The 20762-nt window shown below is 43.9% G+C and carries 15 protein-coding genes; 10 read left to right on the forward strand and 5 right to left on the reverse strand.

Annotation, left to right across the window (positions count from 1 at the left end):
• The first annotated feature begins 120 nt into the window (after nucleotides 1-120).
• Nucleotides 121-1638: a formate--tetrahydrofolate ligase gene (locus HXT23_RS00350; protein WP_422112883.1), complete on the forward strand. Its 1518-nt coding sequence runs from the start codon at nucleotides 121-123 to the stop codon at nucleotides 1636-1638.
• Nucleotides 1639-1791: 153 nt separating this feature from the next.
• On the opposite strand, the gene HXT23_RS00355 is transcribed toward HXT23_RS00350, so the two are convergent.
• Nucleotides 1792-2643, reverse strand: a complete 852-nt coding sequence (locus HXT23_RS00355) for an alpha/beta hydrolase (protein WP_119529588.1) — start codon at nucleotides 2641-2643, stop codon at nucleotides 1792-1794.
• 185 nt (nucleotides 2644-2828) lie between these two features.
• Between HXT23_RS00355 and rsmI the strand changes: the two genes are divergently transcribed.
• Entirely contained in the window at nucleotides 2829-3734 is a 906-nt protein-coding gene (gene rsmI / locus HXT23_RS00360) for a 16S rRNA (cytidine(1402)-2'-O)-methyltransferase (protein ID WP_119529589.1), read from the forward strand.
• Nucleotides 3735-3822: 88 nt separating this feature from the next.
• Here the strand turns inward: rsmI and HXT23_RS00365 are convergent, their stop codons facing one another.
• Both HXT23_RS00365 and HXT23_RS00370 read right to left on the reverse strand, forming a co-directional pair.
• Nucleotides 3823-4101 (reverse strand): hypothetical protein, encoded by a 279-nt coding sequence (locus HXT23_RS00365; RefSeq protein ID WP_020757442.1) that lies wholly within the window; start codon nucleotides 4099-4101, stop codon nucleotides 3823-3825.
• Entirely contained in the window at nucleotides 4091-4852 is a 762-nt protein-coding gene (locus tag HXT23_RS00370) for a hypothetical protein (RefSeq protein WP_119529591.1), read from the reverse strand. The genes HXT23_RS00365 and HXT23_RS00370 overlap by 11 nt, the downstream gene beginning before the upstream one ends.
• Before the next feature lie 415 nt (nucleotides 4853-5267).
• Here HXT23_RS00370 and metG point away from each other — a divergent pair, with 415 nt between their 5' ends.
• A complete protein-coding gene (gene metG, locus HXT23_RS00375; RefSeq protein WP_016838482.1) occupies nucleotides 5268-7133 on the forward strand; it encodes a methionine--tRNA ligase in 1866 nt (621 codons plus the stop codon).
• A 152-nt stretch (nucleotides 7134-7285) separates the two neighbouring features.
• Here metG and HXT23_RS00380 read toward each other — a convergent pair whose 3' ends face one another.
• Nucleotides 7286-7504 (reverse strand): hypothetical protein, encoded by a 219-nt coding sequence (locus HXT23_RS00380; protein ID WP_422112884.1) that lies wholly within the window; start codon nucleotides 7502-7504, stop codon nucleotides 7286-7288.
• A gap of 472 nt (nucleotides 7505-7976) precedes the next feature.
• A complete protein-coding gene (locus tag HXT23_RS00385; protein WP_016838477.1) occupies nucleotides 7977-9407 on the reverse strand; it encodes an aminopeptidase C in 1431 nt (476 codons plus the stop codon).
• Nucleotides 9408-9866: 459 nt separating this feature from the next.
• Here HXT23_RS00385 and HXT23_RS00390 point away from each other — a divergent pair, with 459 nt between their 5' ends.
• The 7 genes from HXT23_RS00390 (at nucleotide 9867) to HXT23_RS00420 (ending at nucleotide 20713) form a co-directional block, all read left to right on the forward strand.
• The gene (locus tag HXT23_RS00390; protein ID WP_032813401.1) at nucleotides 9867-10850 is read left to right on the forward strand and encodes an ABC transporter permease; all 984 of its coding nucleotides are present in this window, start codon (nucleotides 9867-9869) and stop codon (nucleotides 10848-10850) included.
• Between the two features lie 26 nt (nucleotides 10851-10876).
• Nucleotides 10877-11824: an ABC transporter permease gene (locus tag HXT23_RS00395; protein ID WP_004132192.1), complete on the forward strand. Its 948-nt coding sequence runs from the start codon at nucleotides 10877-10879 to the stop codon at nucleotides 11822-11824.
• 20 nt (nucleotides 11825-11844) lie between these two features.
• The gene (locus HXT23_RS00400; protein WP_016795340.1) at nucleotides 11845-13740 is read left to right on the forward strand and encodes an ABC transporter ATP-binding protein; all 1896 of its coding nucleotides are present in this window, start codon (nucleotides 11845-11847) and stop codon (nucleotides 13738-13740) included.
• Between the two features lie 324 nt (nucleotides 13741-14064).
• Nucleotides 14065-15813, forward strand: coding sequence for an ABC transporter family substrate-binding protein (locus tag HXT23_RS00405; RefSeq protein ID WP_422112885.1), 1749 nt, complete (start codon nucleotides 14065-14067; stop codon nucleotides 15811-15813).
• A gap of 241 nt (nucleotides 15814-16054) precedes the next feature.
• Complete coding sequence (locus HXT23_RS00410; protein WP_422112886.1) at nucleotides 16055-17881, forward strand: ABC transporter ATP-binding protein; 1827 nt, start codon at nucleotides 16055-16057, stop codon at nucleotides 17879-17881.
• Between the two features lies 1 nt (nucleotide 17882).
• On the forward strand, nucleotides 17883-19679 hold the full coding sequence (locus HXT23_RS00415) for an ABC transporter ATP-binding protein (protein ID WP_422112887.1): 1797 nt from the start codon (nucleotides 17883-17885) through the stop codon (nucleotides 19677-19679).
• Between the two features lie 53 nt (nucleotides 19680-19732).
• Nucleotides 19733-20713, forward strand: a complete 981-nt coding sequence (locus tag HXT23_RS00420) for a TatD family hydrolase (protein WP_422112888.1) — start codon at nucleotides 19733-19735, stop codon at nucleotides 20711-20713.
• Nucleotides 20714-20762: the final 49 nt, after the last annotated feature.

The following is a 20762-nucleotide window of genomic DNA, read 5'->3' on the forward strand; positions in this document are numbered from 1 at the left end:
CATTTACATTAGCTATGCGCGTTTATTATTGAGCGCTTATTGAGCATCTGTTATTGAACGTTTGTTGTTGAGTATTTGTTGTTGAGCGTCTATTAGGCGTTTTGCCTGAAAGTGGGGAATATGAGCATTCTTGATTCGTTTACTGCACAATTTGGACTGGTTAAAAAAATCGACGCTTTTGGATTTATGGATTATCTAAAGAAGAATCCAAGCGAGCCAAGAAAGCACGGTAAAGTGTTGCTCGTTACTGCAGATACTCCTCTTAAGGCTTCTAGAGGAGAAGGCAAAACAACCACCACTATTGCGCTTGTAGACGCTTTGCGCGAACGCGGAGTAGATGCGGCGGCTGTTTTAAGGCAGCCAAGCATGGGCATTACTGCGGCGGGTTCTAAAGGCGGCGCTAGTGGCGGCGGAAAGTCATCTCTTGCACACCCTGAGCTAATCGATTGGGGATTGTGCGGAGAAATGGCGGCTATTGAATGCGCGCAGAATTTGCTTGTTTCTTTTGCAGAAAAGGCGATTGACGACGGTATTTTAGACACGATTTTAGTGCCGCGAGTAAGCGAAGTGCCTTCAAGATCTTTGCGTAGTATTGCTGTTGATTTTGGCAAGAGCACGGTTGCAGAGCGCGTTGTGTTAACGCCAACTTGCGAACTTATGCAAATCGTAGTGCTTTCTAGAAGCATGGAAGAAATCGCAAATCGCGTATCTTCTATGATTGCTGGAACAAAAGACGGGAATCCTGTTAAATTTGGCGATTTTGTTGACTTGTGGCGAATCACAAATATTCTTGCTGATGCTGTAAAGCCTGCAAAAACAGAGACGATTAATGGTTCTCCGATTTACGTTCATTGCGGGCCATTTGCCAACGTTTCTCTTGGAATTCCAAGCCTTGTAAGCGTTGAGATGGCTTGCGCATTGCACGATATTGTTGTTGTGGAAGCAGGCTATGGCACGGATGCTGGCGCGCAAAAGTGGCTAGATATTGCTGCTCGCGAGTTTGGTGCAAAGTGGCCTGCTGCTGCGGTTGTTGTTACTCGTGCCAGCACTTGGCGAGATGACGAAACGCTTGCGTGGCGCTACCCGTTCCACGTTTCGCGCCTTGAGTCGCTTGATATTCCTACTTTCCCTCTTATTAATTTGTGGGATGGGGAAGATGGGCAAGTTCCAGATTTGCTTGAACAAGCTAAGACTTTGGGATTCCGAAAGCCGATTGTTGGCAATCTTTTCCGAGATGGCGGAGATGGATTGGCAGATCAGCTAGACGATTTTGTGTCTGTGATTACAGATGACGCAGAAACAAAAGTTCCACAAAGCAGACGTGGAAAGTCGCTTCGCGAGCGTATTAATTTGCTTTGCTTCGAGGCGTATGGAGTGCCTTCTGAGCGTGTAATCGACAAAGCAGGTTTTGCTGATTCGTTGAAGGAAGCGCAGGATTGGTGCAATAAGGCTGGTGTCGATTTTGATAGCTTGGCTCTTGTTGCTGTAAAATCGCCAGCAACCATGACGGATGACGACCACGCGCCTGCTGATTCTCGCACTGTAACACTTAAAAAGGTGGAAGTTCATTCTGGCGCAGGCGTTGTTCAAGTCAACCTTACAGCTTCACTAACAACGCCAATGCCAAAGATTGTGTGATTAAAATTTCTGTAGTGCGATTGTATTAAAAAACACCAAAATTCGGTACAATCGCACTACAGTTTTGCGTGTTTATGTAGTGCGATTGTATGGCGACACGCCGTAAACTCGGTACAAACGCACTACATGGTTGCATAGGCACACCAATCTAGGTTATGAAAGCGGTGCAAAAGTGCGACGCAGCCAATCGCAAGCAAGATCAATCCATTGCTGAACTTCTGGCTGAACAAACTCAGGCAGCACTGCGCCATTTTCATCGCGCTTAGCTGTCTCTTTAACCGCCAAAGCCAAGCCGTGCGGGCCCTTAGGGAACAAATGTGCTTCCACGCTTACGCCAGCTTTAACGCAAGCATTAATAAACATAATCGAGTTTTGAACTGTAACCGTCTGGTCTGTAATCGTTTGCCAAACGAACACAGGTGGAGTCTTAGAATCAACGTGATTTTCAAGCGAAAGCTGCTCCACGAGTTGCTCGCGAGTACTAGAATCTACGTCTCCAAAAAGACGGTCGAAAGTTGGCTTATGCGCGTATTCGCCAGCAGAAATCACAGGGTAAGCAAGCATAAGAGCATTTGGGCGCACGTCATTTGCGTTATATCCATTTGCTTCTTCAACATCGTCGCTAACGCTAGTCGCAAGATTTGCGGCTACATGGCCTCCTGCAGAGAATCCAATAATCGCCACTTTTTGCGCATCTACATGCCATTCTGCTGCATTATTGCGAATCAATTGCATAGCTTGCGCGGCTTCCAAAAGCTGAGTAGGGTGTGCGCTAGGCACAAGCGAGTATCGCAAAACAAAAGCGTGGAATCCAGCGGCAGCAAACTTCATAGCAATAGGCTCTGCTTCTCGATTAGAAACGCGCAAGAATCCGCCGCCTGGCAAAATCAGCACTGCTGGTCGCGTTTGATCCCCTTCGCTATCTAAATTATCGTCTAAAACATATGCAGTTAGAAGCGCGTTACTGCCATCAATGCCTTTAATTTGGCGTTCTATAATCTTCATGGTATCTCTTTTCGTTTTGCGCGATTGCAATTTATGTTAAGCATAATTACTGAGCATAAACTTAAGCATTACTAAGCATAAACTTAAGCATAATTCTAATCAAATATCTTGTTTTTAGTGTGCATTATGTGCGTTATTTTATAAATTCGTGTAGAGTCTTAAGAGGTTTTATAAGGAGATTTAAGATGAGCAGTGAAGAAGATAATTTAGGAAAAGTTGTTCTTGCAGCAACTCCGATTGGGAATATGGGAGATGCCTCTGCGCGCTTAATTAATCTTCTAGAAACTGCGGATATTGTTGCAGCAGAAGATACGCGTAGGCTTTACGACCTTGCAAATCGCCTTGGCGTGCACGTTTCTGGGCAAGTTGTTGCGTATCACGATCACAATGAGCGCAATAAGTCAGATGGTTTACTAGACAAGGTTGAGCAAGGCAGCACTGTTCTTGTTGTTTCCGACGCTGGCATGCCTACGATTAACGACCCAGGGCTTGCGATTGTTCGCCGCGCAATAGAGCGCGATTTGCCTGTTACTTGCGCGCCTGGCCCGAGTGCCGTATTGGATGCTTTGGCGCTTTCGGGTTTGCCAACAGATCGTTTTTGCTACGAAGGTTTTTTGCCGCGCAAGTCGGGGGAGCGCATGCAGCATTTGCGCTCGCTTCTTTTAGAGAGGCGAACAATCGTATTTTACGAGGCGCCGCACAGGATTGCGGAGTCAATGGCAGCTCTTCTTGCAGTTTTTGGAGCAGATCGAAAAATGGCGTTGTGCCGCGAGCTTACTAAGGATTTTGAAGAAGTACGTCGTGGAACTATTGAGCAGATTGCAAAAAGCGTAGAAAATGATCCTCCTCGTGGCGAGATTGTGCTTGTGCTTTCGGGCGCTAGCGAAAGTGATGTTGCGCAACAAAGCGTTGATTTAAGCGTGGATCAGCTTGCTAAAATGGCTTGCGATCTTTCACAAAACGAGGGCTTGCGAATAAAAGACGCTATAACTCGAGTTGTTTCACAAAATCCTCTTTCAGACGGCTCTTTTGCTAATCGTAAAGAAGTTTATGCAGCTTGCTTAAAAATCAAGGAAAATGTGGACAACTAAATAGGAAATTAAGCAAAAAATGTGCAAATGTGCAAAAGTTGTATCAATAAAAGCAAAAAATGTGCAAATGTGGAAAATTAAGCAGCAATTAATCCCCATTTTTTGCATATTCGTATGCTTCTAAAAGCACATCTAGACTTTGTTTAACGCCTGGCCCTCCTTGCTGAGATATGTATTCCAGCATTTTTGCGTCCGCGACTGGGTTTGCAACAACCCATTTTCTTAATTCAGGCACGTTCTTAGCAATATGCCATAGCACGTCTTTGCTTGTGTTTTCGCAGCACGCGACTTGCGCAGTGAGCACAATTGGCGGTTTTGGCGGCATTGCGCTCGCTTTATAATTCTTAATATTTTCTCTAATAGTCATAAAGAATATTGTCCTTGTCTATTATGTATTTAATCCACTCTTTTGCCTTCGCAGCTCCTGGAAAATAAGGATTGCTGTCTATGATTTTTTCGCAATCTTTAAAACTGGTGTTGTATTTTTGCGCCAATTCGCACACAGTATCTACTCTTCTTATTTCTTCGTAAATGTTTTTTGATGGCGTTAGTGCAATGTCGCAAATAGTTCGCGCTGGAGAAGTTACGTGCAAGTCTTTAATCACCCTTTGTTCTTTTTTCATTAGTTTTCTTCTAAACACTTGTAGTCGGTGATCGTACGGCTTTATTCGATAATGACTTTTGGATATTATCTCTAGTATGTTTGGGATTTTTCCGCCAAGCCAAATCCAAGATGCTGTAAATGCGCATGCAACTGTTCCGTTTGGAAGCAGATTTTTTAGCACGTTGCATCGTCCTTCTGGGGTTTTTGCGGTAGATTGTGTAAATCCAGTGCGTATTGAAACGTTGTTGAATGCTCCAAAATTGCATAGTTTCTTCATGCTTAGTGGCCCTGGTAGGTGTTTTGTGTCTATAAGAATAGGCAGCTCCTCGTTTTGTTTTTCCGAAAATAAAATCATCTCTTCGTTTTTGTAGTCTTTGTATTCTTTATAGTTTTTGTAGTCTTCGTATTCTTCGCGAGTTTTGTATTCTTTGCGTCTTTTGTAGTCTTTTATTGCTTTTTTATTTTTTTCGTCATTGTGTATTGTGCGTTTTTTGTTCAACGTTGAAGTGCTCATGTTTCTCCTTTCTGCGTAATGTGCTTAATACGACAACTTTTTTAGTGCTGTAATGTTTTAGTGTTGCAATGTTTTAGTGCCGTAATTCTGTAATGTTCTGCTGTTCTAGGTTTTAATCTTCTAAGTTTTATACACAATATCGTGTTTTACTTTTTTGTCTACGCGATTTTTCGTAATTGTGGAAAAGTGGATTTTTAGCTTTTTACATCAAAAAATGTGATTATATGTGACTAAATCATATGTGACTAAATGTGGTTGTGTGCGATTGTGCTTGATTACACGTGATTATGCTTGATTTATCTACTTTGCTATGCGATTTTATAGTGATTTTATAGCGATTTTTATAGTGATTTTTTAGTGTGATTTTTCGGTGTGTTATTTAATGTGTCCTCGCTGAACAAGATAATATTTGGCTATGAGTCATATTTTGGTGAATGTTGCATGGCCTTACGCAAATGGCCCTCGTCATATTGGTCACGTTGCAGGATTTGGTGTACCTTCCGACGTGTACGCGCGTTACGAGCGCATGAAGGGAAACAGCGTGCTTATGGTTTCTGGAACAGACGAACACGGCACGCCGATTTTAGTTGAGGCAGATAAAGAAGGCGTGAGCGCGCAAGAGCTTGCAAACCGCTATAATCGCGTGATTACTAAAGACTTGTGCGATTTGGGTTTAAGCTACGATTTGTTTACGCGCACAACAACAGCAAATCATGAGCATGTTGTTCAAGAGATGTTCCGCCAGTGCCTTAAGAATGGTTATATTTACAAGGGAACTCAAAAGGTTGCGATTTCGCCTTCTACAGGCCGCACTCTTCCAGACCGCTACATTGAGGGTACATGCCCGATTTGCGGCGCGGACGGCGCGCGAGGCGACCAGTGCGATGCTTGTGGAAACGAGCTGGATCCAGACGAGCTTATTAACCCTGTTTCTAAGATTAACGGTGAAACTCCGCGATTTGAAGAAACAGAACATTACTTCCTTGATCTGCCTGCTTTAGCAAACGCAAACTTGGAGTGGCTTAATTCCAGGGATGGTTGGCGTACAAATGTTATTAACTTCTCAATTGGCCTGTTTAAGGAAGTTAAGCCTCGAGCAATTACGCGAGACATTGATTGGGGCATTCCAGTTCCTGTAGAAGGCTGGATTGATAACCCAAATAAGCGCTTGTACGTGTGGTTTGACGCCGTTATTGGCTACTTGTCTGCATCCATTGAGTGGGCGCGTAGGCAGGGCAAGCCAGACGCTTGGCGCGATTGGTGGTGCGATCCTAAGTCTCCTGGCTACTACTTTATGGGCAAAGATAACATTACTTTCCATTCTCAAATTTGGCCTTCAGAGATGCTTGCGTATAACGGCGCTGGCTCTAAGGGTGGCGAGTCTGGCGTTTATGGTCCACTTAACATGCCAGAGCAGGTTGTTGCTTCCGAGTTTATGACCATGGAAGGTAAGAAGTTCAGTTCTTCGCGCGGAATTGTGATTTACGTTAAAGACATTTTGGCGCGCTACCCAGTGGATGCTGTGCGCTACTACATTTCCGTTGCGGGTCCAGAAAATTCTGACGCCGACTTTACTTGGGCAGAGTTCGTTCGCCACAATAACGAAGAGCTTGCAGCAAGTTGGGGCAATCTTGTTAATCGTGTTGCAAATTTGATTAATAAGAATTTTGGAGAGATTCCGCCGTTGGATGAAAATTCAATGACAGATATGGACCGTGCGCTTTTGGATCAAACTTCTAACGCTTTTGAGATTGTTGGTGGTTTGATTGAGCGTCATCATCAAAAGAATGCTCTTAATGAGGCTATGCGCGTTGTGTCGGATATCAACAAGTATATTTCTGCTACGGAGCCTTGGAAGATTAAGGATGACGAGTCTCGTCTTGGAACGGTTTTGCATGTTGCTGCACAAGCTGTTTCGGACGCTAATCATTTGCTTGCTCCATTCTTGCCTCATTCTGCGCAAAAAGTTTGGGAAGCTCTTGGTGGAACGGGAGTGTTCTCGCCGCTTCCAAGAATCGAAGAGGTGAGCGACTTAGATAATCCAGATTTTAAGTACCCGATTATTACTGGCGACTATGAGCTTGGAAAGACTGTTCATCCATGGGAAAGTGAGCCGTTGGTTACTGGTACTCCTGTTGCTAAGCCAACTCCGATTTTTGCCAAGATTCCTAAAGAGGCGATTGATGAGGAGCTTGAGCGTTTTGAGTCTGCTCTTGCTGCTCGTCGTAAAGCTGACGAAGAAAGATTGGCTGCAGCTAAAAAATCGTTGGAATCTGAGTGATTTTAGCGGAAAATTTTAAGGAAGAGTGACGTATATAACAAAAAATTGGCATACTGCCAGGAATATGAAAAAATTTTCAGGAAATTTTTAGTTTATATGCGTGTTTTGCGAGAAAAATGTGGTTATAATGAATATTGCTGATGGTTCTTCCATCAGTGAGGTTCGTTCGCGAACCCCATAACTGAAACCTTCTTCTCTCTTTCTCTCTGCCCCGGTGGGTTTTCTCTTTCCCACCGGGCTTCTTTTTTATCTTTTATCTTTTTCAAGTGTTCGCCGCTTACCCATGACTTCGATCTGCCAAATGTGTCATTTTTCTCTTTCTGTTGTGCATCTTGTAGTGCGTTTGTACCTAAAATACGGCGTGTCGCCATACAATCGCACTACAGTTTTGCGTGTTTGTGTAGTGCGTTTGTATCAAAAAACACCAAAATTCGGTACAATCGCACTACATGATTACGCTAAGTGAGGTAGAGATTCGAGATTTTTCGCAGCGAAAGAGGCGTTTCGTTCGCGCGGTCTAAGCGCGCTCACGTCTTCGCAGCGCAGAAGCAGTGCTTCTGCCTTGAGCTGCTCAGCGCTCCGAATTACCTTTTCGCGCTACGCTTTAAGCGAAAAGGCAGGTCGGAGCGCACGGCTATTAGTAGCCGCTCGGCTGATTTGGCATGTAAAGTCCACTGGACTTTACATTTGAGCCAAATCACGCTTTGAAGGAGCTTGAAATGCGTTATGCAATTTCAAGCTCCTTCAAAGCGCAATAAAATAAAAAACGCAGACTGCGTTTGTAATTTGCGAATGCAATCTGCGTTTGTAAATCAGCTTGCGCTAAATCAAGCTAAATCAAGTTTAGCGGCAGCGCTTTGTAAGTGGCACCCACGGATCAAGCATTACAGGCTCCTGATCCAATATTGCTCGCGTTGCTTCATCAAGATACTTCTTGTTAATAATGATTTCTGTAACGTAGCGGTCAAACCACTGCGCGGATCCAACGTAGTATCCATCTTCGCCGTTATCTTTACCCCAGCTGTTTTCAATCTTCCAGCGGTCTGGCTCGCCATCTTTGTTAAGATTTACGCCAGTAAAGGTCATTGCGTGGTTGCCTGGGCAATCCATGTATTCCAAACCTTTAGCTTTGTCGAATGTAAACTCTACATCAAATAGCTCGTCTACGCGCACAACTGCTGGGTCAAAGAAGCCCTCTTGCCTTAGCGAGAATTGCGTGCAATCGCAAGCAAACCAAATTGGGTGTCCGTCTTTTAGCTGATCAACAGCGGCTTTGCGGAACACTTCTAGCGCAACGTTTGCAAACTCCATTTCCTTAGTCTCGGCAACGTTTGTTGTGTACTTGAGTTGGTAGAGCTTGTTGAACGGAGTGCGTTCCATTGGGGAGTTGCACAAGCTTACAAAGTCGTTTACGTCTACTGGCACGTATTTCTTTGCAAACTCGAGTGGCGTAATGCCGTATTCGCAAATCATTGGGCGATCGTCTTTACCGCTCTTTGGCTTTTCGCTGCTTTTATCGTCTTTCTTTTCGTCGCTCTTCTTATCGTCCTTCTTATCGTCGTCATCTTTAGTGCGTGCAAAGAAGTCGAAACGCTCTGGTGGCTCGCCAAGAGCAATCGCGGTCATGCGGTACACAGTTTCCAAGTCGCGAATCTTCATTTTTCGCAACTCTTCCATAGAAGTGCCATTCTTGTGTGCTTCGCGCAACTCGCATGCAAACTCGCGAAGCTTGCTATTAATGTATTGCACGAATGCTTCGGAATCGGTAGCGTTTTGCGAATCTGGGTATGCACTCTTTGGCATAAGTCCGTACTTGTTTACCAAGTTAACGAACATTTGCCACCATCCGCCGTCGTCAATCGGACCGTAGTTAATGCTCTCAAAAATTCGGCTATCTAATGTCTCATCTAAAGTCTCCAAAACGTTTTCCAAGTATGCGTTTGCTTTTTCAATCTTGTCCCAGAAGAACAAGTAGCTTTCGGAAAACTCAAAGTCTTCTAGATTCCACTTATGCATAAGCTCGTAGCGCAAAGTGTTAAGCGATGCAAACATCCAGCAACGTCCAGAATGCTGTTGGTTTGTTATTGTTCCTTGCTTGAGTTCTATAGAAAATTCGCGTGGAAGTGCGCGCTGACCCTGGTAGCTTGTTGCTGCTTTAAGAACGCCGCTCGATACCGAAGCGTTTGCTGCTACTCGATTTGCTCGCTGTTCGTTAAAATGCTTAGAATATTCGCGAACGTCGTTTAGTGTAACGGCTTTTACGTTTTCAGACATATATCTCCTTGTTTTGATTGTTTTGAAAGTAATGAATAAGTGTTATTGTAGCTTGCTCAATGCACGAGTCGCGTTTTGCGCGGCTTTAAGTGTTTGCGAGTGTTTGTGTTTCGTTTATGCAAAATATGCATTTTTATGTGTTTATGGCGATTTGCGCAACTAATTTTCGTAAATTTTAAGTAACTTCGTTAAATATTTTGATATTTTGCCAATTTTATGTATTAATTTTGGTTAAGATTACTATTTATTACGTGTTATTACATGTTTATTTTAAGCAATGTACATAGGTTAGCTAAAAATATACTAATTACACGTCCAAATTATTAGGGCTTACTTAAGTGTGCCTTAAACGCTTATGATTTGCCTTTTTAATTAGTGATTAAATGATGGCAGTGTGCAAGCGTAAGTTTGCAGTTACCAGATGGAGGTAACAATGTTTAGACGTAGAAAAGAGTCACAATGATACGATACATCGTTAAACGATGCCTGAATTATGTTGTGATGCTGTTTGTGTCCGTATCCATGACGTATTTCTTGGCAAGTGCATTTATGGATCCGAGATCGAACTATATGTCTAGGCATCCGCATCCGCCAATTCCTTCGATTAACCGTTCTTTGGATTTAGCAAATATTAACGACCAAACTCCAGTTATTACAAGGTATTTGCGTTGGATTACTGGCGTTCTTACTCGTTGGGATTGGGGATTAAGCCCAGAGCAAGCGCCTGTTGGTCCTGCGATTGCTGCGCGAATCGGTGCATCGGTGCAGCTGGTTACTTGCGCAACTGTTCTTGGTATTGTTTTAGGCGTTAGCGTTGGTGTTTATACTGCTATTCGCCAATATAAGTGGCAAGACAGGGTTCTTAACTCTATTGCTACGTTCTTGCTTGTTGTTCCAGCCGCCGTGTTTGGATTACTTATTGTTTTAGCTGCAATCAGCGTTAATAACGCTGCTGGTTCTCGTTTGTTCTTTGTTACTGGATTACATTCCTATCAGGGTTCTAATCCTATTGCTTTTATTCTTGACTTCTTGCAGCATTTGATTTTGCCAACAATTGTTATGACCGTTCCTGGCATGGTTGGCTACCATCTTACGCAGCGCACCTATTTGCTCGATACTATGAATGCTGATTACGTTCGTACTGCTCGCGCTAAGGGTTTGCCTCTAAATGTGGCTATTCGTCGTCACGCTTTGCGTACTTCTTTGATTCCTACTGCCGTAGACGTTGCCTTCTCTATTGCAGGCGTGTTTACGGGCGCTGTGATTACCGAAACCGTGTTTGCAATTAACGGTTTGGGTAGCTACTTCGTACAAACTATTTCTAATAACGACATTAATGGTTCTGTTGCTATTGCTGCGTTCGGAGCCGTGTGTACTTTGGCCGGAGCCTTGTTGGCAGATATCTTCTCCGCTTGGCTTGATCCTCGTATTCGTTTGAGCTAATTGCGCAACAGTGTAGGTGTATTGATATGAGTAAAAAAGATGTATCTTCAAAGGCTCAAGAGTCTGCTGCTGATAAGAAGGCAACTGCTAATTCTTGGGGTAATTTTAAGCGCACAGGCAAAATAACGCTTTATACGCGCCGCTTCTTTAGGCGTCCATCCGCTGTTGTTGGCTTAGTTTTACTTGTTCTCTTGATTCTTCTTGCTTTGTTTGGCTCTAAGATTAGCAAGTGGGGCTACGACGAGCCTGATTTTACGGCTCTTGCAACTCCTCCTAGCGCCGAGCATTGGCTTGGAACTACGCCTGGCGGATCAGACATGTATGCAATGGTTGTTCGCGGACTTGGTCGCTCGCTTTCTATTGGTATTGTAAGCTCCATTTCGATTACGATTATTGCTGCTTTGGTTGGTACTGCTATTTCTTACTTTGAAGGTTGGTTTGAGCAGGTTGGCATGTGGCTTCTAGACATGCTTTTGATTGTTCCATCCTTCTTGCTTATTGCTTTGATTGTTAGCTCTGCTACTGGCGGCAACGATTGGTTGTGGCTTGCATTTGGCATGACTTCCTTTGGCTGGATTGGTTACGCTCGTACGCTTAGAACTTTGACTTTGAGCTTGCGCGAACGCGAATATGTGCGTGCCGCTAAGTTTGAAGGCGTTTCTTCGTTCCGCATTATTGTTCGCCATCTTGTTCCAAATCTTGGTTCCGTTTTGATTATTAACACGGTTCTTGGTGTTATTGGTGCAATCAATGGCGAAACAGCATTGAGCTTCTTGGGTCTTGGTATTAAGGCTCCAGATACTTCTTTGGGTACTCTTCTTAACGTTGGTCAAAGTAGCGTTATGACATCTCCTTGGGTTCTTTTGGTTCCTTCTGCGGTTTTGGTTGTTTTGACTTTCTCCGTTCAGCTTATTGGAGATGGCTTGCGCGATGCGATTGATCCATATTCTAGGTCTGTTGGTAAGGCCGAGTAAGGCTTGTTGGAGGTTTAAACATGACTGATATGGGTAATAACGCAAATAAGGAAGACTTTGCAATGGAAAATCAGAACAACGAACCACTTCTTTCTGTACGCAACTTGCAAATTAGCTTTGCTTCGGAAGCTGGTACAGTCCACGCTGTTCGCAATATGAACTTTGATTTGTATCGCGGCAAAACAATTGGTATTGTTGGCGAATCTGGATCTGGTAAGTCTGTTACTTCTTTGGCTGTTATGGGCTTGCTAGATAAGAATGCTTCTGTTAAGGGTTCTGTTGTTTATAAGGGCGAAGAGCTTTTAACAAAGTCTGATGCAGAGATGAGTAAGATTCGCGGTAAGAACATTGCAATGGTGTTCCAGGATCCTCTTTCTGCTTTAACTCCAGTGTTCTCTATTGGAGATCAGCTTAAGGAAGCTTTGGTTATTCATAATCCAAATATGACCGAAGATCAGATTCGCGATCGCTCTATTGAGCTTCTTAACTTGGTCGGTATTACTAAGCCAGCTGAGCGCTTAAAGGCGTTCCCTCATGAGTTTTCTGGCGGCATGCGTCAGCGCGTTATGATTGCAATGGCAATTGCTAACAACCCAGATATTATTATTGCTGATGAGCCTACTACCGCTTTGGATGTTACGATTCAGGCTCAGGTTTTGGATGTTTTGAAGAAGGCTCAGAAAGAAACTGGCGCCGCAATGATCTTCATTACTCACGATTTGGGCGTTATTGCTGGCGTTGCAGACGAAGTTATTGTTATGTATGCGGGTCATTTGGTTGAGCATAATAGCGTTGAGGAGATTTTTGCTCATCCAACTCAGCCATACACAATCGGCTTGCTTGGCGCTGTTCCGCGCGTTGATCAAAAGCGCACTCGCCGCTTAACTCCAATCTCTAAGCCAACAATGGATATGTTGATTGCAGAAGAAAAGAGTGGCGATACCAGCGATATGATGGGCCTTGAGGCAGAAAGCGAAACTGTTCGTGCGATGCTTCATGCAGAAACCGAAAAAACGATTAAGCCAATGTTTGAAGGCATTCCTCGCGAGGATCGCAAGGTTGTTTTGGATGTTAAGGGCTTAGTTAAAACATTCCCAATTACAGGTGGCGGTTTCTTGCGACGCAAGGTTGGCGAAGTTCGCGCTGTTGATGGCATTGACCTTGAGATTCGCGAAGGCGAAACGGTGGCTCTTGTTGGAGAATCTGGATCGGGTAAGTCAACTACTTTGATGGAAATCATGAGCTTAAAGAAGCCAGAAGCTGGCTCTATTACCGTCTTCGGTACTGAACTTAACGATAAATTGACTAAAGAGCAGCGTCGCGAGCTTCGCTCTAAGATTCAATACGTGTTCCAGGACCCTATGAGCTCTCTTGATCCTCGTATGCTTGTTTACGATATTTTGGCAGAGCCTCTTCATGTTCAAAAGAAGTCGAAGGAAGAGATTCGTCAGCGTATTGCGGAGCTTATGCAGCTTGTTGAGCTGAATCCGGATCAGGTTGATCGCTTCCCAACGCAGTTCTCTGGTGGTCAGCGTCAGCGTATTGCTATTGCTCGTGCTTTGGCTGTAAACCCTAAGCTGCTTCTTCTTGATGAGCCTGTTTCGGCTTTGGATGTTTCTATTCAGGCTGGAATTATTAACTTGCTTGAAGATTTGCAAGACAAGTTGGGTGTTGCTTACTTGTTTGTGGCTCACAACATGGCGGTTGTTCGTCATATTTCTAGCCGAATTGCTGTTATGTACCACGGACGCATTGTTGAATCTGGCGAAACGGATGAGGTGTTCGATAATCCTAAGCATCCGTACACTAAGGCTTTGATTAGCGCTGTGCCAATTCCAGATCCTGTTATTGAGAAGAATCGCAAGCGTATTATTCTCAACGAAGAAGATTCGTTTGATGACGTTGCAAGCGTCTGATTCTAATCTTTTGTGAATACGCCTAAACTTTTGTTTAGGGCAAGTTTGATCGCGTGTGTTATGCAAGACACACGCGATTTTTTGTTACAGGCACATAAATTCTAAAAAAAGTAATATATTTTGTTTTTTAATCAAAACAAACTAAAAAATTTTCTGTTTTGCTGTTTTCTGCATTTAATTTTCTTTTTCTGGATTAAATCTTAAGTAACAAAAGCTTAAATTCAGCATTTGTTAAAAAAGTCGTAACACAAAATGTCAAAAGATTAGATATACTCTACACACATACCAGAAAGTGGACATCATTTCTGGGGAATGAGAGGAATCATGAAAAAAACTAATGCAGGTAAATTAACTGTATTCGCCGCAGCTGCACTTTCTGTTGCAATGCTGCTCGGCGCTTGTGGTGGTACAACCGCCACTACGGCAGATAAAGCTAAGGGCGGAATGACCGAAGAGCCAGCCGCAGGTGTAGATACTTCCTACACTGGCGCTCTTCCAATGCCTAAGGTTGACAAGCGTTACGACAATCCACAGCCTCGTGACAATGTTAAGGATGGCGGTACTTACACGTTCTCGCTTTCTGACATGGGTCCAAACTGGAACTACGCTTCTAACGACGGTAACACCGCGTATATGAGCACTTTGTGGGGCTTCTACCAGCCATCGCTTCCTTATTACGATACCGTTAAGGGCGAGAAGGTTAAGTACAACCCTGATTACATTACTTCTGTTAAGAAGGTTAGCGACAAGCCACTCGTAGTTCAGTACGATTTGAACCCAAAGGCTAAGTGGAACGATGGTACAGACATCGATTACACTGCTTTCAAGGCTACTTGGGAAGTTATGAATGGCAAGAACGAAGCCTACTCTGTACCATCTCACGAGGGCTATGACTGCATTGAGTCCGTTGAGCAGGGTGCAAATCCTAAGCAAGTAATCGTTAAGTACAATAAGCCATGCGCAACTTGGGAATTGCTTTTCGCTCCATTGGTTCATCCAAAGGCAACCGATCCTACTGTGTTCAACCAGGGTTGGGTAAATAATCCTCACAACGAGTGGGGTGCAGGTCCATTCGAGATTCAGTCCGCAACCGAAGATCAGGTTGTTTTCGTGCGCAATCCAAAGTGGTGGGGCAAGAAGGCAAAGCTCGATAAGGTTGTTGTAAAGCGTATGGAAGATACCGCTGCAATGAATGCCTTCCAGAACGGCGAAATCGATTCCGTGGATTCCATCTCCACCAAGGATAAGGTTAAGGCTGCTCGTAGCGTTAAGGGCGCTCAGCTCCGTTACGGCTACAGCACCAAGATTCGTGTTATTAACTTAAACGCAAAGGCTGGCGCATTCAAAGACAAGGCCGTGCGTAAGGCCGTTGTCCAGGCATTCGACGTTGCCACCTACAACAAGATTCAGTTCCAGGGTATGAACTGGAAGAGCGAGCAGCCAGGTTCGGAGCTTCTCTCCATGTTCCAGGCTGGCTACAAGAACAACCTCCCAGCTGATGGTAAGTTCAACGTAGAAAACGCTAAGAAGACTCTTGAGGCCGCTGGCTACAAGATGGGCAAAGACGGTTACTACGCTAAGAATGGTAAGACCGTTCAGTTCACATTTACCTTCTTCGGCGATGACTCCACTCAGGCAGCTCTTGCTAACGCATTCCAGGCCATGATGAAGAAGGCTGGAATGAAGTGCAAGACTGTAAACAAGCCTGCATCTAAGTTCTCTAAGACTGTAAGCTCCTTCGACTTCCAGGTGCTTCCAATGGCTTGGGTTTCCCAATCTCCATTGAGCTTCTTGGCATCCGCTTCCCAGGTCTACGGTTCTAAGAGCGATTCCAACTTTACTGGCACTGGCAGCAAGAAGATTGATGCTGTTCTAGCCAAGGTTGGCAAGACCTACGATTACAAGGAACAGACTGCATTGGCCAACAAGGCTGAGTCCATGGCTTTCGCCGAGTATGGTACGCTTCCAGTTTCTACTCCTCCAACCTACCAGGCATACAAGAAGGGCTTTGCTAACGGCGGTCCTGCTGGATATGCTAACGTTTTTGTTGAAAACATCGGTTGGCAGAAGTGAGTAAATTTGTAGCGATAACTCGCGCAAGTTTACTAAGCTGATTGCTTAACTTATAGCATGTGGCGTGTGGTCTTTTGGCTGCACGCCACATGCTTTTGCTGTAATCGCGTGCGTGTGCTTGCGCAGAAAATAGTCGCGTAAAAAATAGTCGCGCAAAAATAAACTCAGAAAAATAGTATAAACTTAATAAAACTTAATAAAAAATAAATCGCGAAGTCAAAAATAAGGGAGAATCTAGCGCATGTATGTAAATCCAAATAAACGCAAAGACGCGAGTAATGTGCGCTGGGTTTTGCAATATTGTAAGCCAGATATGTGGAGAGTAGGCGTATCGCTAGTTCTTTTTACTATAAACGACACAATGGCAATGACAATGCCTCTGCTTTCGGGCTTTATTGTAGACAAAGTCATTATTGGAAAACAGCATGATTTGCTTGCTTTTGTGTGCGTGCTAATGGTTGCAATGATGATTGTTCGCGTTGGATCAAGGTATATCTACCAGCTTCAAATGGAAAGATTCGGCCAAAACGCCGTGTATCGCCTTGTAAGCGACGAGTACGAGAAGCTGCATTCGCTTGACTTTACGTACTTTAATCACACGCGCACAGGCGACATTATGAGCCGCATGACTTCGGATACGGATGCGATTCGCCACATTTTAAGCTGGGTGTCTTATATGGCGCTGGATTGCTTAGTAATGTTTGTGTTTGCGCTAGTTATAATGTTTTCAATCCAATGGCAGCTAGCTCTAGCGCTTATGGCAATTACACCATTTTTATTCTGGCTTGCAAAGCTTATGGGCAAGAACGCTAGGCCGAAGTTCCTTGCGATTCGCGAATCGTTTGCGCGCATGAATTCAATGGTGGAAGAAAACATTGAAGGTAATCGCGTTGTAAAAGCTTTTGTTCGCGAACCTTTTGAAACAAAGAAATTCGACGATTGCAACGAAGACTACTTTAATCGCAATATTACGCTTGCAAAAAACACGCAAAAATACATGCCATGGCTTGACGGTATGGGCTTTGCGCTGGAGCTTGTAACAGTAGGATTTGGCGGATGGCTTGTGCTTAATGGAAGCATGACTTTAGGTGCGTTTGTAACGTTTAACAGCTTCCTTTGGATGCTCCACATGCCAGTAAGAATGGTTGGGTGGCTTATTAATGATTGGCAGCGATTCAACGCAGGATGCGTAAATATTCGTAAGCTTCTTACGCAAGAATCGCATATTGATTTGCCATCTACATCTGCGGAAAATCTTAAAGTTAAGGGTCGTGTAACTTTTGAACACGTTGATTTTGCGTTCCCAGACGATCTTGATTCGCCAATTTTAAGCGATATTGATTTAGATGTTCCAGCAGGCACAAAGCTTGGAATCTTAGGCGAAACAGGATCTGGAAAGTCAACGCTTGTAAGTCTTATAGCGCGTTTTTATGACACTACGAGCGGTCGCGTTTTAATTGATGGAAAAGACGTGCGCGAATGGCCTCTAGAAACTGTTAGAAATCAAGTTAGCATAGTCGCGCAAGAAACATTCCTGTTTTCCGATACGATTGCAGGAAATATTAGCTTTGGATTGCCTCAAAACGAGGAAAATTGCAAAGAGTTAGATAACACGATTAGACGTATGGCAAGAATCGCAGATGCAGACGATTTTATTATGAGCATGCCAGAAGGCTACGAAACTGTTGTAGGAGAACGAGGAGTTGGCCTTTCGGGCGGTCAAAAGCAGCGCTTAAGTCTTGCTCGCGCGCTAGCAAATAATCCCGCAGTCTTAATTATGGACGATACAACTTCTGCAGTAGACATGGAAACTGAGGAGCATATTCAAAAAGAGCTAAAAAAGTTAGACGGCTTGCGCACAGTAATCACAATTGCGCATAGAATCTCGTCTGTTAAAGATGCAGACATGATTGTTGTGCTAGATCACGGCAAAATCGTAGAGCGCGGAACACACGAGCAGCTTGTGGCAATGCATGGAAGATATTGGGAAATCTACAAAAAGCAGCTTGGCATGCAAACGGGCAAAGCTTTGGGATTTGAAGATTCAAACGAGGCTAAGGGGGAGTAGAATGGCGCAGCGCAACACTTATAAAGAAGACGAAAGCCAAGAAGAGCACGTAAATTTGCACGAGCTTATGCGCGTTCGCAAATATATAAAGCCGTACGTATGGCAGCTAGTCAAAATAGTTTTAGTTGTTATTAGCGGAAGTTGCATTATGACAGTAACTCCAATGATTACAAAAACACTTATAGACGTAGTTTTGCCTAATAAAAACGTTTCTTATTTGTACGCGCTTATTGCATTGTTTGGCGTGCTTATTGTGCTGTATGAGCTTGGGTTAGCCTACAGAACGCTTGCAATTACGCGACTCGGTCAAATGATAATTAAAGATATGCGGCGAGATATTTTTACGCACGTGCAATCGTTATCGTTTGATTACTTCGATTCGCGCCCACACGGCAAGATTTTGATTCGCATAGTAAACTACATAAACACGCTTTCCGACACGCTTTCTTCTGGTTTAATCAACGTGTTTTCCGATGTTTTTGTGCTAATCATTACACTAATCGCAATGTTTGCTCTGGATTGGCGAATGGCATTGTGGAGTCTTGTATTATTCCCAGTTTTTATAATCTGGACTCGCACTTTGCAAATTTTGCAACGAAAAGCGTCTAAAAAACTATCAAATAAGCAAAGCAATCTTAACGCATATTTGCACGAATCAATCGCAGGCGTAAAAACAACTCAGACTTTTGCGCGCGAATCGGAGCAATACGCTACATTCCAAGAGCAGCAGTCGGGAGTTAGAAAAGCGTGGATGCAAAATGTTAGAGTGCAAATGCTGCTTTGGCCTGGAGCTTCGATTATTGAAAGCGCAGCAATTTCGCTGCTCTATTATGTTGGCATAACAAACGCGAGCAGTATGAACATAAGCACGGGTACGCTTATAGCATTTGTGTGGTATTCGAGCACTTTCTGGGAGCCAGTTGTAAACATTGGTAACTTCTACACGCAACTTATAACATGCTCAGTATATTTGGAGCGTATTTTTGAGACTCTAAGCATTAAGCCAAATATTGTAGATAAGCCAGATGCAAAAGAATTGCCGAAAATTAAAGGCAAGGTTGACGTAAATGATGTTGTTTTTCGCTACGAAGAGGGCGGAAAGCCGATTTTGAATTTAGTTGACTTGCATGTTGATCCTGGAACAACGGTTGCTCTTGTTGGCCCTACTGGAGCGGGCAAAACAACGCTTGTAAGTCTGCTTTCTAGATTCTACGACGTTTCCGAAGGCTCAATCACAATTGACGGCTACGATGTGCGTTCAATAACGTTAGCATCTTTGCGCAAACAAATGGGAGTTATGCTTCAAGACAGCTTTATATTTAGTGGAACTGTTAAAGAAAACATTCGTTACGGTAAGCTTGACGCAACAGACGAAGAGATTGAGGCTGCAGCTCGAGTAGTTCACGCGCACGAGTTTATTGAAGAATTGCCTAATGGCTACAATACGGAGATTGAGGAGCGAGGAGCTACTCTTTCTGCAGGCCAAAGGCAGCTTATATCGTTTGCGCGCGTGCTTTTAGCAGACCCGCGAATTTTGATCCTAGACGAAGCAACAAGCAATATTGATACGCGTACAGAAGAAGCTTTGCAAGCAGGATTAGCTCAATTGCTTAAAAATCGCACTTCTTTTGTGATTGCACACAGGCTTTCTACAATCGAGAATGCGGATTTGATTTGCGTGATTGACCATGGGCAAATCGTAGAGCGCGGAAGCCATGAGCAACTTATGGCGCAAAAAGGTGCGTATTACAGACTTGTGGAATCGCAGTACGCTGCGATTAGTGCTGCGATTCAATAAGCGCAAAAGTTGCGTTGTAAGTCGCGTTAAATATGCGACTACACTTATAAATCATGAGTAAGCATCATCGCGAACATAATTGGGCGCCTTCTTTAACAGAGCAGTCTGAAATATGGCAGAATCTAATTAAAGAAGGCATAACAATCGCAGACGACCACACGCATATGCTAAGCGTAGTGGATTTTGCAAAAAATCTTAATCAAGAATTAGAGCAAAAAGGTCGAGATTTAATAGCTGAGCCTAGCGCAAACGACTTAGTAAATCATGCAAAAGCATCAGGCGTTTCTAAAATGATTGAAGTTGGATGCGAATACCCAGATTGGCAACCAACAATAGACTTTGCGGCAGATCACGCAGATTGCGTACGTGCTGCAATAGCGATTCACCCAAACGAAGCGCCTTTACACGGCCATAGGGGAGCAGAAGGGCCAGACGGCTTGCCAGTAGTTTATAAGCCGTATCACGATATTCCATTTGACGAAGCAATGCAACACTTGCGCTCGCTAGTAGTAGAGCATCCAAAAGAAGTAGTGGCGATTGGCGAGACGGGATTAGACTATTTCCGCACAGGTGAACACGCAAGAATTTACCAACGCGACTCGTTCCGCGCGCATATAGCGCTTGCAAAAGAGCTTAATTTACCGCTTCAAATTCACGATAGAGATGCGCATAGCGATGTTGTAGAAATTTTGCTAAAAGACGGAGCGCCAGAGCGCACAGTGTTTCACAGCTATTCTGGCGGAAAAGACTTAGCTCAAGTTCTAAAAGAAAACGGATGGTATGCAAGCTTTTCTGGAACGATTAGTTATAAGGGGAACGAGGATTTGCAAGAATCTGCGCGAATCATTGGAAAAGACCACATAACTGTTGAAACGGATGCTCCGTACCTTACTCCAATGCCTTACCGCGGACGGCCGAACGCACCTTATATGGTGCCTTACACTCTTGAATCGTTAGCAACCGCGCTTGATTGTTCTTTGATGGAGGTAGCAAAGTCAACATTAAAAACAACGCATGAAGTTTATGGTTTTTAAAATTTAGGCATTAATCACGCTTAAATTAGCCCTTATTTTTCAAGGATTC

Source organism: Gardnerella sp. DNF00257 (genome assembly GCF_049262745.1).
In the GTDB taxonomy this organism is placed as follows: domain Bacteria; phylum Actinomycetota; class Actinomycetes; order Actinomycetales; family Bifidobacteriaceae; genus Bifidobacterium; species Bifidobacterium piotii.

What these genes read in the sequence shown, in the direction of transcription:
- rsmI (WP_119529589.1), top strand. Translation starts at nt 2,829, where the DNA reads ATGAGCAGTGAAGAAGATAATTTAGGAAAAGTTGTTCTTGCAGCAACT.
- HXT23_RS00395 (WP_004132192.1), top strand. Translation starts at nt 10,877, where the DNA reads ATGAGTAAAAAAGATGTATCTTCAAAGGCTCAAGAGTCTGCTGCTGAT.
- HXT23_RS00350 (WP_422112883.1), top strand. Translation starts at nt 121, where the DNA reads ATGAGCATTCTTGATTCGTTTACTGCACAATTTGGACTGGTTAAAAAA.
- HXT23_RS00420 (WP_422112888.1), top strand. Translation starts at nt 19,733, where the DNA reads ATGAGTAAGCATCATCGCGAACATAATTGGGCGCCTTCTTTAACAGAG.
- HXT23_RS00400 (WP_016795340.1), top strand. Translation starts at nt 11,845, where the DNA reads ATGACTGATATGGGTAATAACGCAAATAAGGAAGACTTTGCAATGGAA.
- HXT23_RS00415 (WP_422112887.1), top strand. Translation starts at nt 17,883, where the DNA reads ATGGCGCAGCGCAACACTTATAAAGAAGACGAAAGCCAAGAAGAGCAC.
- HXT23_RS00380 (WP_422112884.1), bottom strand. Translation starts at nt 7,504, where the DNA reads ATGGCGACACGCCGTATTTTAGGTACAAACGCACTACAAGATGCACAA.
- HXT23_RS00355 (WP_119529588.1), bottom strand. Translation starts at nt 2,643, where the DNA reads ATGAAGATTATAGAACGCCAAATTAAAGGCATTGATGGCAGTAACGCG.
- HXT23_RS00365 (WP_020757442.1), bottom strand. Translation starts at nt 4,101, where the DNA reads ATGACTATTAGAGAAAATATTAAGAATTATAAAGCGAGCGCAATGCCG.
- HXT23_RS00385 (WP_016838477.1), bottom strand. Translation starts at nt 9,407, where the DNA reads ATGTCTGAAAACGTAAAAGCCGTTACACTAAACGACGTTCGCGAATAT.
- HXT23_RS00405 (WP_422112885.1), top strand. Translation starts at nt 14,065, where the DNA reads ATGAAAAAAACTAATGCAGGTAAATTAACTGTATTCGCCGCAGCTGCA.
- HXT23_RS00410 (WP_422112886.1), top strand. Translation starts at nt 16,055, where the DNA reads ATGTATGTAAATCCAAATAAACGCAAAGACGCGAGTAATGTGCGCTGG.
- metG (WP_016838482.1), top strand. Translation starts at nt 5,268, where the DNA reads ATGAGTCATATTTTGGTGAATGTTGCATGGCCTTACGCAAATGGCCCT.
- HXT23_RS00390 (WP_032813401.1), top strand. Translation starts at nt 9,867, where the DNA reads ATGATACGATACATCGTTAAACGATGCCTGAATTATGTTGTGATGCTG.
- HXT23_RS00370 (WP_119529591.1), bottom strand. Translation starts at nt 4,852, where the DNA reads ATGAGCACTTCAACGTTGAACAAAAAACGCACAATACACAATGACGAA.